The following is a 14,975-nucleotide window of genomic DNA, read 5'->3' as shown; positions in this document are numbered from 1 at the left end:
TTTTAATAATTTTAGAAATCGCGTATTAGCTTGCTTCTCTGATTAGATAAAATTATAACCACAAGTTCAGGAGAGCCAATTACTGAATTTGGATTCTAAGTTATCATTTTTTTGCAAAAAATGAATTGGATGTTGAATTGCTTCAGTAATTAATTTAATATTAGGGGCGGGATTTGCTGCTTTCAGCCTATCTTCTGTTCCTAACATATTTGCAAAAACTGCTGTTAATTCGCCTAAGCCATTGTCAGAATTAGTCCAAAAGCTTCCAATATTAGGGCTATAAATATTAAAACCAAAACCTTGAAGATGCGGTTCTGGATTGCCCTGATCTTTCTTTGTAGATATACTTTCTAGAAAAAATTTAAAATTCGCTTCATCACCTTCCTTGCAAATTGTCAAATCTTTTAGAACTTTTGCGTTTTTTTTACCATTGACTTTTGACTTTAAAAGGCTTAATGACTCTTTCAGGGTAGCACTTTTGCCAGCATTATTCGGTCCAACAAATACTACTATTTCATTCGCCTTTAGTTTAATCTGAGTGCCATCGTTAAACTCTATTTCACTTATCCAAATTTTTGTCATATAGCAATCCGAAATGAGTTATAGCTTAATTGACTTATCTGAAAACGCCCAAGATAATCGTTATCCAATTACAAAGCGGACGATTAAAATTGGAGTTGTAACGCAACTGCGGTTTAATTACAGCTTATTTAGGCAATTTAATAGTTAAACAAGCCGTTTGGATAAACTACCACAGGTTATACTCTAAGTCAAACGCGATCGCGTCAATTATCTATCTGCTAAAGGCGATCGCTATTGCTGTGAGTCGTGAGTTCTAAGCGATCGCCTCAATAATCTATCTCTTAAAGGTTTGCTGAAGGCGATCGCCATTCCTGTGAGTCGTAATTTTTGGGCGATCGCTCAAACCCAGTAAATTATCCCAGTTTGGTTATTGATCGGCATTCTAATTACTATCTTGCTCTATTCATGTATATCATACCCCAGCAAGGTTTTAATGTCAAAGATGCGAGGGTATTCTTTAACTCCAATGGCGATCGCATCTATTGAACAGCTAGCAGCGATCGCAGCACGAATATTACTGCCATTGGTGTGTCCTCACCGAGAGGAATGATGGGTAATGGAGGGATGATACTATTACTGCTTGCCTCGCACGGCTATCTTTAATGGGCACTGTTTGACACACCTGCTATTTTTCAAAGCAAAGATTTAGAAAGCAACGCCTTATATCTAGCTACATATAATCAAAATATCATCCTTTAGAGAGACACACAACTGCTAGTTTACTGCCAACATTGGGCTAGAGTAAATTTTAGATACATTTTACTTTAACCATTATTTCTGGACTGATTTTAGAGTTCGCGATTCTTTCACAAAATCTCAACCTCAATCTCAAGTCAGGGATAGATTTACTATCCGTGATTGAGGGAATTGCGGATTTAGGCTTAAGCATTTACTGGATATTGCGCTACGTTCATCTGGGGGAAAAATTTCAGGCCCGGAACCAGCTTTACATCCTACCCGCAAGGAAATAATTCAACTTTTACAAATAGCAGATTTAGTCAATAATGAAATTAACCTGAAGGCTCAAAATAATGAACTTCAAACGCATTCTAGTTGCCATTAATCATTCTCCTTTAACATCCATCGTGTTCGATCGCGCACTCAATTTAGCGCAGCAAGAGCAAGCTAAATTGATGATCCTTCATTGCCTCGCAGACTTTACTGCGATCGATCCAGGATTCCAGTCAGGTGGGACATTTGGAATCTATCCAATCAACACTGGGTTTTCTCAATTACTCCAGGACGAAACGCTTCAGCTACAGATTGAGCAGGCAAAAACTTGGTTGCAAGAATACTGCGATCGGGCAACTGCCCGAAATATTCCTGCTGAATACCAACACAATTTTGGTGAGCCAGGGGCAACGATTTCCAGTGTTGCTCAAGAGTGGAAAGCCGATCTGATCGTACTGGGTCGGCATGACCACTCTGCGATCGCAGAATTTTTCGTAGGTAGTGTCAGCAATCATGTGGTCGATCGCGCGAATTGTTCTGTTTTAGTCATAAAAGATACAAATCCCGATAAAGAAAAATAAAGAGAGAAAAACCGTGAACACAATTGATCGGACTGGTTTATCGGGCTTAGAAATTGGGCAATTAACCATAAAAACAAACACTCTTTCCCCAGAACTACTCCACAAAATAGATGCCTACTGGCGTGCCGCCAACTATCTGTCAGTTGGGCAAATTTATCTCTACGACAATCCATTGCTGAAGGAGCCTCTGAAACTGTCCCACGTCAAACCATTGGTGGTTGGACACTGGGGTACGACACCGGGACAGAATTTTATCTATGTACACTTGAATCGAGCGATTAAGAAATATGACCTAGATATGCTCTACATCGCTGGCCCCGGTCACGGTGGCCCAGCAATTGTGGGTAACGTTTACCTCGAAGGCACCTGGAGCGAAGTTTATCCCAACGTCACTCAGGACGAAGCTGGGTTGAAAAAGCTGTTTACGCAATTCTCCTTTCCGGGTGGGATTTCCAGCCACGTTGCGCCGACAACGCCGGGGTCAATTCACGAAGGAGGTGAGTTGGGATACTCGCTCAGTCACGCTTTCGGCGCTGCCTTTGACAATCCCGATCTGATTGTTGCCTGCGTCATTGGCGATGGGGAAGCGGAGACAGGCCCCTTAGCGACAGCATGGCAGTCTAACAAGTTACTCAACCCAATTACCGACGGTGCTGTGCTGCCAATCCTGCACCTGAATGGCTACAAAATCAACAACCCAACCGTCTTGGCTCGCATCGAGCATGAAGAGTTAGAGCAATTTCTGCGAGGCTGCGGCTGGACACCTTACTTTGTGGAAGGCGACGAGCCGGAAAAGATGCACGAACTTATGGCCAGCACTCTGGACAGGGCGATCGAGCATATCCGGCAAATCCAAAGCAATGCGCGGAATCAGAACGATACTACTCGCCCCCGCTGGCCCGCGATCGTCCTGAAGTCGCCCAAGGGCTGGACGGGGCCAAAAGTCGTGGATGGTCTGCAAATCGAAGGTACATCGCGATCGCACCAGGTGCCGCTACTGGTGAACTCCGAGCATCCCGATCACGTCCAGCAGTTGGAAAACTGGATGAAAAGCTACAAAGCAGAAGAACTGTTCGATGAGGATGGCCGACTCTTGCCGGAATTGGCTGAACTGGCCCCGAAGGGCGATCGGCGCATGGGTGCAAACCCCCACGCCAACGGCGGTCTACTGCTGCACGACCTGCAAATGCCAGACTTCCGCCACCACGCGGTGTCAGTGCCTGCACCTGGTGCCGTTGACGGTCAAGATACCCTCGTGCTGGGCAAATTCCTGCGTGATGTAGTCAAGTTAAATCAGCGCAATTTCCGCATCTTCGGCCCCGATGAGACACTCTCGAATCTTTTGGGCGCGGTGTTTGAAGTCACTAATCGTCAGTGGGAAGCGCGGGAAGAAAAAAATGATGAATTCCTCGCGCCCGCCGGACAAGTGCTGGACTCTATGCTCAGCGAACACCAGTGCCAAGGTTGGTTGGAAGGCTATCTGCTGACCGGGCGGCACGGGCTGTTCAACAGCTATGAGGCGTTTATTCGCATCGTTGATTCGATGTTCAGCCAGCACGCCAAATGGTTGAAGGTAACATCGGAACTGCCCTGGCGACGACCGATCGCATCGCTGAACTATCTGCTCGCCTCCCACGTCTGGCAGCAGGATCATAACGGTTTCACGCACCAAGACCCCGGTTTCCTCGACCACGTAATCAACAAGAAAGCCGATATCGTGCGTGTGTACCTGCCACCCGACGCGAACTGTCTGCTGTCGGTCTTCGATCACTGTCTACGCAGCCGACACTACGTGAATGTGGTAGTTGCTGGCAAACACGCGCTCCCTCAATGGCTGAGTATGGACGCGGCGATATTGCATTGCACTGAAGGCATTGGCATCTGGCAATGGGCTAGCAACGACCAAGATACTGAGCCGGATGTGGTGATGGCTTGCTGTGGAGATACGCCGACGCTAGAGATTTTGGCTGCCGTTTCCATCCTGCGAGAACATCTGCCCGATCTGAAAATACGGGTAATTAATGTCGTCGATCTGATGAAATTGCAATCCGAGAGCGAACACCCGCACGGACTGAGCGAAACGGATTACGATTCGCTCTTCACCAAAGACAAGCACATCATTTTTGGCTTTCATGGATACCCCTGGTTGGTGCATCGGCTGACCTACCGCCGTACCAATCGCAATCTCCACGTCCGGGGCTACAAGGAAGAAGGCACAATCACAACGCCTTTTGACATGAGGGTGCAAAATGACCTGGATCGCTTTCATCTGGTGCAAGACGTGGTGGATCGTCTGCTGCATTTGGGTAGTAAGGGAGACTATCTCAAGCAGATGATGCAGGACAAGTTGATCGAGCATAAGCATTACATCAACAAGCACGGCGAAGACTTGCCGGAAATCCGCAATTGGAAGTGGGGCGCAGTAAGGAATGTCAAGGGTTGGAAAGACAGACAGCCAGATCCTAGTCATTCCATCTAAATATTAAGCCAATCACAATTACAACAGGAGAACATCGTGCAAATCCAAATCCATACCGGCCATAACATCAAAGGTCACGAAGCACTAGCCATTCAGTTTAGTAGTTTAGTGGCAGAGAGCCTGAGCCGATTCAGCGATCGCATCACTCACGTTGATGTTCACCTGAGCGATGAGAACAGCGACAAGAAGGGCGGCGATGACGATATGCGCTGCATGATCGAAGCCCGCCTCAAAGGACACCAACCCCTCGCGTAACACATCAGGCAGCGACCTTAGACCAAGCTGTGGACGGGGCTGCCGATAAATTGACCAGATTGATCGATAGCACTCTCGGACGGCTGCACGACCAAGAAAATCAGAGAACTGACCCACCTCTATCTAGCTCAGTTAATAGTCAATAAATTTTCCCAGGAGTCAAAAATGAATGCACAAGACCTTATAGACACTGCAAGGATGCTGGTTGCCGACTACAAAGGTCTGCTGGCGATGGATGAAAGTAATCCAACCTGTAACAAACGATTCGCAAAGTTAGGCATTCCCCAGACCGAGGAAGCCCGACGCGCCTATCGAGAATTGATTATCACCACGCCCGGTCTTGGTGAGTACATTAGTGGCGCGATCCTTTACGATGAAACTATTCACCAACAGCAGAGAAATGGCATTCCCTTTATTAAAGCCATCACCGATGCGGGAATTATTGCCGGCATCAAAGTTGACATTGGTGCTAAGGATATGGCAGGTCATCCTGGAGAGAAGATCACCGAAGGTCTGGATGGATTGCGCGATCGCCTCCAGGAATATTTTCAAATGGGCGCTCGTTTTGCCAAGTGGCGCGCGGTGATTGCGATCGGCGATGGTATTCCCAGCCGGGGTTGCATCGAGGCTAACGCGCAAGCTTTAGCTCGCTATGCTGCGTTGTGCCAGGAAGCGGGACTGGTTCCCATTGTCGAGCCAGAAGTGCTGATGGACGGAGCACATACCCTGTCGAGGTGCAGCGAGGTGACGGCGGACGTTCTGCGAAGCGTCTTCAACCAACTCTACACGCAACGGGTGATCCTGGAAGGCATGATCCTGAAGCCCAATATGGTGCTTCCGGGATTGACTTGTTCTCAACAAGAATCGGTGGACGAGGTGGCTGATGCTACGGTGAACTGTCTGTTGCGGGCAGTCCCAGCGGCCGTTCCGGGAATTGCGTTCTTGTCGGGCGGACAATCCGGTGAACTTGCTTCGGCTCGTTTGAATGCCATGAATATTCGGTTCAAAGCGCGATCGCCCTGGGCATTAGCGTTTTCCTTTGCCCGCGCCATCCAGCAACCAGCGTTAGAGCTTTGGCAAGGCAAAGAGGCGAATGTGTCAAAGGCACAGCAGGCTTTGTTGCATCGAGCTAAGTGCAATTGGGCGGCGCGTCGGGGCGAATACAAGGTCGCGATGGAGGAGACGGGAGCCTGAAAACAAGTAAGGGACTATGGAAAAACTAGGACAAAATAATGAACAATTCACGCTCCCGAAATTCTGGATAAGTGACAATTCCCACCTAGTTTATCAGTCATATTTTTGAATTCAAATTAAGTTTAGATGAATCATCATTTTTAGCATTTCAGATAGTATTTCAGATAACAGCATTACATATTGAGAGGTCAGTGATGCCAACGGCAACGGATTTTAAAGACTATTACGCCATCCTGGGAGTGAGCAAAACTGCAACTCCTGAAGAAATCAAACGGGCTTACCGCAAACTGGCCCGCAAGTACCATCCTGACCTCAATCCTGGGGATAAAGATGCAGAGGCAAAGTTCAAAGACTTGAACGAAGCAAATGAGGTACTTTCCGATCCAGAGAACCGGCAAAAGTACGATCGCTTTGGTCAACATTGGAATCAGCCGGGATACACTGAAGCGCCAACTCCTAGAGGAACTAATGTTTCGGCGGAAGACTTCGATCGCTACGATGACTTTGATTCCTTTATCAACGATTTGCTGGGAGGAATGAAAGGTGGATCGAAACGTAGAACCCAGAACTATCAAACTGCGACCAATGGCTTTAATGATTTTGGTGACGGATTTCGTTCTCAAGCGCCCGCGCCCGATACCGAAGCTGCGATCGCACTCACATTTTCGGAAGCTTTTCACGGTGTCCAGAAGCGGCTACAACTCGACGATGAAACAATCAACGTCCGCATTCCCGCAGGCGCAAAACCAGGTAGTCGCATTCGACTCAAAGGTAAAGGTCGTCCTAGTCCATTTTCTCAACAGCGCGGCGATTTGTATCTAACTATCGAGGTTTTGCCCCATTCCTTCTTTCGATTCGAGGGTGATGACCTCGTTTGTGAGATTCCAATTCGCCCCGATGAAGCCGTTTTAGGGGCAGAAATCAGCGTGCCAACTCCCGATGGTAGTGTCACAATGAAAGTACCCAAAGGAGTGCGATCTGGACAATCGTTAAGACTGCGCGGCAAAGGCTGGACGTTGCAAAAAGGGGGACGCGGTGACTTACTCGCCAAACTTCTGATTGTCACGCCAAAAGACTTAAGTGCGATCGAGCAAGAATGCTACGAAAAAATTCAGGCAAATACGAGTTTTAACCCCCGTACCCAGTTAGAGGAAATTAAGTTATGAGCTTTAGCCTTTCAAAAATTGTGGTTTCACCCGAAGGTGAGCAACTCTATACCTTTGAATATGCTGCCTTGCTAACAGAGACTTCGATTACGCTGGTGAAGGTTTATGTTGAGTTAGGGGTAATTGAGCCGATCGGCGACCTGCTGCATTCCCGCGAGATTGCTCGAATTGCTCAGATTCAGCGGTTGCGTCAAGACTTGGGGCTGAACTTAGTCGGAGCCGCAATGGTGCTCGATATGGCTCAAGAAATTGCTCAATTACGGGCACAGCTCAAGGCGCATCAGTCTCATCCATCAAATGCGTTATGAGCTATCTAAACCTACCAGAAAAGCCAATATTAGATCGGGAGCGCAGGGAGGTACTGCAACAGTGGGAAGATTGGCTAGAAATGCCGATGCTGGTGCTGAGCTTTGCTTGGTTAGGACTGTTTATCGTTGAGCTAGTTTGGGGACTAAATCCTCTATTAGAAGCGATCGGCATTACCATTTGGATTGTCTTTATTGTGGATTTTAGCATCAAATTTCTCCTCGCTCCTCGCAAACTTTCTTACCTCAAGCACAACTGGTTAATTGCCTTCTCACTGTTCATCCCAGCGCTACGAACCCTTCGGATTGTGCGATTCATACAGTCTTTGCGATCGGTTCATGCGGTTCGAGGGTTACAGTTGTTGGGAATGATGACACGAACTAACAGAGGAATGCGATTACTCGCTGTAAGTGTTCAGCGTCGAGGGTTTGGCTATGTGATGGGATTAACTGCGATCGTTATCTTAGTTGGCTCGGCTGGAATTTATGCGTTTGAGCGCGAACTTCCTAATAGCAATATCACCGACTATGGTACTGCGCTGTGGTGGACGGCAATGCTGATGACCACGATTGGATCTGATTACTTTCCAAAAACACCGGAAGGGCGGGTGCTATGTTTTTTACTGGGATTGTATGCGATCGCGGTATGTGGTTATGCGACAGCAATGCTAGCAACATTCTTTGTAGGTCAGGATGCTGAGGATGATGAAGCAGAACTAGCAGGTGCAAAATCAATTCAAGCTCTGCAAGCAGAAATTTCTGCACTGCGAACTGAGGTTCAAGCCTTAGCACGACGAGGCTTAAACCAATAACTTGCTAAGACTCACAAATTAAATAAAACCCTGCTTTCATAAAAACTCTTCCTTAAGAATGATACCCTCGCTAATTATAAAGGGTAGGCTAATCATAAACTACATTGCAGCGCCATATTAGTCACTTCAACTTGTTCTTTAACAAGCTTTGTCCAATAATAATAGAAGTTAAAGGGTGAAGTGTATTTACTTAAACCCATCTATAAGCAAGCAAAATTATTGTCACAACTCATTTGCTTCTGTGCCTAATCCAATCAAAGATACATAATTAAAAAATGCGAAATTAATTTTGCATAGTACACATTAAGTGGAACTCGTTAACAAAGGAGATATAAATGAAAACAAAAGTCGGGCTGTGGATTGACCATAGGAAAGCTACTGTCGTGGCGATTACAGAGAAAGGAGAAGAGATAAAAGAGATAATTTCTGAGGTAGAAAAACAGCCTCGGCGTTCGGGTGATTCACCTCTTAAGGGCACTTATGAATCACGTCATATTCCCGCTGATAATACACGCCAGAGAACTTTTACAGGAGAACTCAATATTTACTACGATCGGGTAATTGCGTATATTCGTGATGCAGAGTCTATTCTAATATTTGGGCCGGGTGAGGCAAAAGATGAACTAAAAGAACGTCTTGAAAAAAATAACCTCAGTGGCCGCGTTGTAGGTATTGAAACAGTTGATAAAATGACTGATTCTCAGATTGCGGCGAAGATTCGACAGCACTTTGCCGAGTAGCGATCGGCAGCATCAATACGAATTGACCTGTTTTTTATGTTTATTATCCAAAAGCAAGAGTATGGTTTCACCAGTTGATATCAATACCATAAGTGGCTTATCAGAACAAGACGCGATCGCCCGACTCAAAGATGAAGGCTACAATGAACTTCCCTCAGCACAATCGCGCAATCTTTTCTCGATCGCTTGGGACATCATTCAAGATCCAATCTTTCTCTTGCTAGTCGGCGGTGGTGTCATTTATTGGGTTTTAGGCGACCTACAAGAAGCCCTAATTTTGTTAGGATTCGTCTTTTTTATCACCGGAATTAGCCTCTACCAAGAAGGCAAAACCGAACACGCCTTAGAAGCTTTGCGCGATCTTTCCAGTCCTCGCGCCTTGGTGATTCGGGATGGGGAGCAAAAACGGATTGCAGGGCGAGAAGTCGTCCGGGAAGATATCTTAATTCTAGCAGAAGGCGATCGCGTTCCTGCGGATGCGATAGTGCTTTCTTGCTCTAATTTCTCCACCGATGAATCATTATTAACTGGCGAATCTTTACCCGTTCGCAAAGTTGCGGCGGTGGGTAGCGTAGAAATGGCTCGTCCGGGGGGAGATGAGTTACCATTTGTGTTTTCTGGAACCTTAGTTGTTCAGGGACAAGGAATAGCTAAAGTCCAAGCGATTGGCCCTAAAACAGAGATGGGCAAGATTGGCAAAGCCTTACAAAAAGTGAAGTCTGAACCAACACCTTTGCAACAGGAAATGAATCGGTTAGTGAGTCGTTTGTTTGGTATTGCTTTATTATTATGTGTCGCGATTGTAGTAATTTATGGGCTCACGCGAGGAGATTGGCTCAAAGGATTTCTGGCGGGAATTACATTAGCAATGGCAATTTTGCCAAATGAATTTCCAGTTGTTGTGACAATCTTCTTAGCATTAGGAGCTTGGCGAATTTCTCAAAATCATGTCTTAGCTCGTCGCACTTCAGCGGTTGAAACTTTAGGTTCTGCAACAGTTTTGTGTGTGGATAAAACCGGGACGCTGACTCAGAATATTATGGCTGTGCAACAACTATTTGCATATAACCAGTCAGAAAATTCTCAGCCATATAATTTGGAATTACATTCAAAAGAACAGCTCCCCGAATCGGTGCATGAATTAGTAGAATTTTCCATTCTGGCAAGCCAAAGAGATCCGTTCGATCCGATGGAAAAAGCATTTAAGCAATTGGGCGATCGCGCTCTCGCAAATACCGAACATTTGCATAACGATTGGAAACTATTACGAGAATATCCGCTCTCACCGGATCTATTAGCAATGTCTCACGTTTGGCAGTCAGCCGATAGCAAAGAGTATGAAATTGCTGCCAAAGGAGCGCCGGAAGCGATCGCGGATCTCTGTCATTTCACACCCGAACAGCAGCAAATTCTGGCAGCACAAATCAGTGAAATGGCACAGCAAGGATTGCGGGTACTAGGTGTTGCCAAAGCATCTCTTATTGATGCGCCGCCCCCATTTTTACCTCCTCATCCTTCGCTCAGTCCCGATCGTTTACCCGATAAACAACATGACTTTCCTTTTCAATTTATAGGATTAGTTGGACTGTCCGATCCAGTGCGTCCAACCGTTGCGGCGGCAATTAAAGAATGTTATACTGCTGGTATTCGAGTCGTGATGATTACAGGTGATTATCCAGAAACTGCTCAAACCATTGCTCGTCAAGTTGGATTAATGCAAATGGGAGCCATCGTAACTGGAGCAGAATTAGATCGCATGAGTGACGATGAACTTCAGCAGCGCATTCAAAGTACAAATATCTTTGCAAGAGCCGTTCCCGAACAAAAATTGCGGATAGTTAATGCTTTGAAATCCAAGGGTGAAGTCGTTGCCATGACAGGGGATGGTGTGAATGATGCGCCTGCCTTAAAATCTGCCCAAATTGGGATAGCAATGGGTCAGCGAGGCACAGATGTGGCCCGTGAATCTGCGGCTTTAGTATTATTAGATGATGATTTTTCATCCATCGTGCAAGCGGTCAAACTTGGACGGCGAATTTTTGATAATCTCCGCACAGCAATGGCATATCTTCTAGCAATTCACATTCCAATCGCAGGGATGTCTTTAATTCCAGTTTTGTTTAAGTTGCCGTTAGTATTACTTCCCGTTCACGTTGCCTTTCTACATCTGATTATCGACCCAGCTTGCTCAATTGTGTTAGAAGCCGAACCCGCAGAACCAACAGTAATGAAGCGTCCTCCCCGCAACTCGAAAGAACCCTTGTTTGGCAAGAAAACTGTGGGATTGGCGGTATTACAAGGGGGCGGAATCTTAGTAATTGTGCTCGCAATCTATGTGACATCGCTATATCTAGGAGAAGGCGAACTTAATGCCCGTGCGTTAACCTTTACAGCATTAATTTTAGCAAATTTAGGGCTAATTTTGAGCGCAAGTTCAACCTCGCCCCTCAGTTTAAAAATACTGAAAACCTCCAATGCTGCCCTTTGGTGGGTGATGGGTGGGGGACTGTTTTTTATGGCAATCGTGCTTTACTTTCCCTTCTTGCGTAATTTGTTTAGCTTCTCTTTTCTGCATCCGATCGATCTTGCTATTTGTCTACTCGGTGGAGGAATTAGCTTAGTCTGGTTTGAACAGTTAAAGTTAATCAATCAATCCCAAGGAGTTATTAACTCTAAATCAAGAAAACCTATCGCAGAACATCTATAGCAAGTCTATTTGAGTCATGAATGTAGAACCACCTGAAACGCTTGCGATCATTGAATCGATTGTTTACAAATCAAATGGTTTTGCTATATAATGACATTCATACGAACTTTGCGATTCCTAACACTTATGCTGGCTTCCTTTAGTCTCAGTTTGTCTATGACACACTTGCTAGAGTTGCAGGGCTATTTCATTCTAATTAATGACTTGATAAAATAAGAGAGTAATCTTACCCATCCTTCGGCTCAAAATGTCACAGATTGCCATTGTTGAAGCATTTGTAGCTCTTGAAGATTCTCGCCGTCAAGCAGGAGTGCGTCATACTCAAAGCTTAAGGCTAGCCTTGTTTACCCTCGCCGTTGCAGCAGGAAATCGGGGCTTTTTGGCCATTGGAGATTGGATAAAAGCTTACCAGGAGGAACTCTTAGAATTATTCACCCCTCCAAAAAGACGCTTACCTTCGTACAGCACGATCCGACGAACATTGCTACGAATTGATGAGCAACGCTATTGTGCCTGCCTGTCCCGTTTTTTTGGGATTGAACCGATCGCCGGAGAAACCATTGCGGTGGACGGCAAAGTTTTGCGAGGGTCTTATGAAGCAATTAATGATGACCCATCAGTGGAGTCTCATCCGGCGATTATGTTAGTGAGTGCGTACATCGTAGAACGAGGGTTAATTCTTGAACCCTACGAGGTAGATTCAAAAACCAATGAAATCACGGCATTACCAGCCTTTATCAAACAAATGGCCCTCAAGGGTGTGGTGTTCGCTTTTGATGCCATCAGTATCCAAAAAAAACCGCTCAAGTTATTGTAGAGAGTGGCAATGACTATATTGGGGCGCTCAAAGGCAACCAATCAGGCCCAATTGCAGCAGTATGCGCCAACTTCGAGGCTCAAGAGACACATCAACAGATAAATTCGGGGCATGGTCGAATTGAAAAACGTACTGTCAGTATTAGTCATCAATTAGATAAAATTCCCAAGTTTCCGAGACTGCAAACCCTGATTCGTATTGAGTCAGAGCGCCCGGTGTATCGGGCCAATATTATTGAATTAAGTTTTGAAACTCGTTATTACGTTGCTTCCTTAATTGAGAAGGCCCAAGAATTTGCAGAGCGGATTCGAGGTTATTGGGGGGTAGAAAACAAAGTTCATTATGTGCGAGATGTAACCCAAGGTGAAGACGCCTCTCGTATTCGGACACCACCTTTGATCCAAATTTGGGCCGTAGCCCGAAATTTTGCACTCAACATATATCGGGACTATGGATTTGCCAATATGGATCAAGCCCAGCGTCGTGCGGGATTTAGCCTTAACCTACTTAAGGAATTATTTAGAATGAAATAGCCCTGCCTAGTAATCAGAAAGCTGGATGTGGATTCCCAATTGCTAAAATTGGTGTGATATTCAGTTTAGTGACGGGAGCCGCTGTTGCTCTATGCATAGATGTTTTGAACACTCATGATATTAACCAAGCTATGTATTTACTGTAAAGTGAATGTTTTACAGCCGACGACAATTTTACACTCGTCCTCAACCTCAAAAATCTTGTGAAACTCAAACAGAGTCTATGGGTTGGAACAGTCATTATCGGCGTGTTGGTTGGGCTAATTTACTGGTATGTATTTATTGCGGGTGCGCCACAGTTTGATTCCCCTGCTATTGTTCAAAGCAAAGATTTGAGCTTTCAGGTAGAAACCTTTAACAGCAAGGCAATGGGTACGCCTCGGCACTATGGGGTGATCTTGCCACCGAACTACGAAAAGCAGCCGCAACAGCGCTATCCAGTGATTTTTTTGCTGCACGGTGGCCATGATGATGAACGGGCGTTTTATGACAAATACGGCATTACTTCAGTATTGTAAAACTTCATTGAGTTTATAAGCAATTATAAACAATAATTGTATTATATTGTTGTGAGTGTTGAATAATGAATAAAGAATACGCATAGCCCAAAAAACGCAAGTCTCAAATGCAACTAACAGAGAGGCACATCATTAAATCAACGTCACACCGTTTCGCCCAAATAGACGAACTAGCTTTCAAGTCCAAAAACCTCTACAATGCCGCCAATTACGTCATTCGTCAGAGTTTTATTTATGGGTGGGGCTATGTCAATTACAACGAAATGAACCGATTGATGAAGTCTCACGAAGCATATAAGACTTTGCCTGCTAAAGTAAGTCAGCAAATCTTGATGGTGCTAGACAAGAATTGGAAATCGTTTTTTGAAGCCGTTAAAGCTTACAAAGCTGACTCTTCAAAATTCACGGGTAGCCCAAAATTGCCAAAGTACAAAGATAAGACTAAAGGGCGAAATCTTCTCGTCTACACGATTCAAGCAATTAGCAGCAAACAGTTGAAGAAAGGAATCATTAAACTTTCCGGCACTGAACTTTCAATTAAAACCCAAGTCAATCCCAACCTGATTTGTCAAGTTAGACTGGTTCCGAAATGTGATTCCTATGTAATTGAGGTGATTTATGATGCTTGTACTGAGCGTAGTCTCCGTGAACCGGAGTCCACCCTTGGCAATGCCAACTCTGTAGCTAGTATTGATTTGGGACTGGACAATTTAGTGGCGTTAACTTCAAATCAGCCGGGATTTATCCCTTTGTTGATTAACGGGCGACCATTGAAATCGATTAACCAGTTCTACAACAAACGCTCTTCACGATTACAATCCCAGTTAAAAGGGAACCGCAAAACTTCACCCCGGATTCAGCGCTTAACTCGTTGTCGCAACCAAAAAGTTGACAATTACTTGCATCATGCTAGTCGCCTGATTGTTGCGATTTTAAATACCAAACAAATTGGGACGCTAGTAATTGGCAAGAATGCACAGTGGAAAACTGAAATTGATCTAGGTTCGCAAACCAACCAAAACTTTGTTAGTATTCCTCACTCTCGATTAATTGAAATGTTAGAATACAAAGCTCGGTTGGTGGGAATCACTGTGATTGTGCAGGAAGAATCCTACACGTCCAGAGCAAGTTTTGTGGGTTTAGACCCAATGCCTGTTTATGGGAAAACAGAAAAAGAGCCTGTGTTCACTGGTAAACGTATCAAGCGAGGTTTGTACAAAACATCGACTGGTCAGTTAATTAATTCTGATATCAACGCTTCGTACAAGTGCGATTCGTTCAGTCGAAACCGAGAAATCGGGGGATGACTGGCTTCTACAGGGTAATCCATCAGGA

At 45.2% G+C, this 14,975-nt stretch carries 12 protein-coding genes and 2 pseudogenes; 13 read left to right on the top strand and 1 reads right to left on the bottom strand.

Features of this window, described 5'->3' with window-relative positions; all coding sequences use genetic code 11:
• Positions 1-66 precede the first annotated feature (66 nt).
• Positions 67-582 (bottom strand): hypothetical protein, encoded by a 516-nt coding sequence (locus QUA56_RS34515; protein WP_333367899.1) that lies wholly within the window; start codon positions 580-582, stop codon positions 67-69.
• A 752-nt stretch (positions 583-1,334) separates the two neighbouring features.
• Between QUA56_RS34515 and QUA56_RS37025 the strand changes: the two genes are divergently transcribed.
• The 13 genes and pseudogenes from QUA56_RS37025 to QUA56_RS34450 all read left to right on the top strand — a co-directional run.
• Positions 1,335-1,553, top strand: a complete 219-nt coding sequence (locus QUA56_RS37025; protein WP_445242978.1) for a DUF3611 family protein — start codon at positions 1,335-1,337, stop codon at positions 1,551-1,553.
• Positions 1,554-1,613: 60 nt separating this feature from the next.
• Positions 1,614-2,114 (top strand): universal stress protein, encoded by a 501-nt coding sequence (locus QUA56_RS34510; protein WP_333367896.1) that lies wholly within the window; start codon positions 1,614-1,616, stop codon positions 2,112-2,114.
• Positions 2,115-2,136: 22 nt separating this feature from the next.
• Positions 2,137-4,593: a phosphoketolase family protein gene (locus QUA56_RS34505; protein WP_445242977.1), complete on the top strand. Its 2,457-nt coding sequence runs from the start codon at positions 2,137-2,139 to the stop codon at positions 4,591-4,593.
• A gap of 36 nt (positions 4,594-4,629) precedes the next feature.
• Complete coding sequence (locus QUA56_RS34500; protein WP_333367893.1) at positions 4,630-4,848, top strand: hypothetical protein; 219 nt, start codon at positions 4,630-4,632, stop codon at positions 4,846-4,848.
• A 165-nt stretch (positions 4,849-5,013) separates the two neighbouring features.
• Complete coding sequence (locus QUA56_RS34495) at positions 5,014-6,042, top strand: class I fructose-bisphosphate aldolase (RefSeq protein ID WP_333367890.1); 1,029 nt, start codon at positions 5,014-5,016, stop codon at positions 6,040-6,042.
• A 194-nt stretch (positions 6,043-6,236) separates the two neighbouring features.
• Positions 6,237-7,208 carry a DnaJ C-terminal domain-containing protein gene (locus tag QUA56_RS34490; RefSeq protein WP_333367887.1) on the top strand — a complete coding sequence of 324 codons (972 nt, stop codon included), beginning with the start codon at positions 6,237-6,239 and terminating at the stop codon, positions 7,206-7,208.
• On the top strand, positions 7,205-7,516 hold the full coding sequence (locus QUA56_RS34485) for a chaperone modulator CbpM (RefSeq protein WP_333196009.1): 312 nt from the start codon (positions 7,205-7,207) through the stop codon (positions 7,514-7,516). Before QUA56_RS34490 ends, QUA56_RS34485 begins: the two co-directional genes overlap by 4 nt.
• Positions 7,513-8,325 carry an ion channel gene (locus tag QUA56_RS34480; protein WP_333367884.1) on the top strand — a complete coding sequence of 271 codons (813 nt, stop codon included), beginning with the start codon at positions 7,513-7,515 and terminating at the stop codon, positions 8,323-8,325. The genes QUA56_RS34485 and QUA56_RS34480 overlap by 4 nt, the downstream gene beginning before the upstream one ends.
• Positions 8,326-8,660: 335 nt before the next feature.
• Complete coding sequence (locus QUA56_RS34475) at positions 8,661-9,065, top strand: hypothetical protein (RefSeq protein ID WP_333367881.1); 405 nt, start codon at positions 8,661-8,663, stop codon at positions 9,063-9,065.
• Between the two features lie 61 nt (positions 9,066-9,126).
• Positions 9,127-11,772 (top strand): cation-translocating P-type ATPase, encoded by a 2,646-nt coding sequence (locus QUA56_RS34470; RefSeq protein WP_333367879.1) that lies wholly within the window; start codon positions 9,127-9,129, stop codon positions 11,770-11,772.
• A 247-nt stretch (positions 11,773-12,019) separates the two neighbouring features.
• A pseudogene (locus QUA56_RS37020) lies at positions 12,020-13,122 on the top strand (ISAs1 family transposase).
• 203 nt (positions 13,123-13,325) lie between these two features.
• Entirely contained in the window at positions 13,326-13,640 is a 315-nt protein-coding gene (locus tag QUA56_RS34455) for an alpha/beta hydrolase-fold protein (protein ID WP_333367873.1), read from the top strand.
• Positions 13,641-13,747: 107 nt separating this feature from the next.
• Positions 13,748-14,905 (top strand): annotated as a pseudogene (locus QUA56_RS34450) (RNA-guided endonuclease InsQ/TnpB family protein); the annotation flags it as partial.
• Between the last annotated feature and the right edge of the window lie 70 nt (positions 14,906-14,975).

The organism is Microcoleus sp. N3A4 (assembly GCF_036701805.1).
GTDB lineage: Bacteria > Cyanobacteriota > Cyanobacteriia > Cyanobacteriales > Microcoleaceae > Microcoleus.
This window is presented reverse-complemented; position numbering and strand designations above follow the sequence as displayed.

Bases quoted from the DNA above. Each gene is read 5' to 3' on its own strand.
- QUA56_RS34515 (WP_333367899.1), bottom strand. From the start codon at position 582: ATGACAAAAATTTGGATAAGTGAAATAGAGTTTAACGATGGCACTCAG.
- QUA56_RS34510 (WP_333367896.1), top strand. From the start codon at position 1,614: ATGAACTTCAAACGCATTCTAGTTGCCATTAATCATTCTCCTTTAACA.
- QUA56_RS34495 (WP_333367890.1), top strand. From the start codon at position 5,014: ATGAATGCACAAGACCTTATAGACACTGCAAGGATGCTGGTTGCCGAC.
- QUA56_RS34490 (WP_333367887.1), top strand. From the start codon at position 6,237: ATGCCAACGGCAACGGATTTTAAAGACTATTACGCCATCCTGGGAGTG.
- QUA56_RS34485 (WP_333196009.1), top strand. From the start codon at position 7,205: ATGAGCTTTAGCCTTTCAAAAATTGTGGTTTCACCCGAAGGTGAGCAA.
- QUA56_RS34480 (WP_333367884.1), top strand. From the start codon at position 7,513: ATGAGCTATCTAAACCTACCAGAAAAGCCAATATTAGATCGGGAGCGC.
- QUA56_RS34475 (WP_333367881.1), top strand. From the start codon at position 8,661: ATGAAAACAAAAGTCGGGCTGTGGATTGACCATAGGAAAGCTACTGTC.
- QUA56_RS34470 (WP_333367879.1), top strand. From the start codon at position 9,127: ATGGTTTCACCAGTTGATATCAATACCATAAGTGGCTTATCAGAACAA.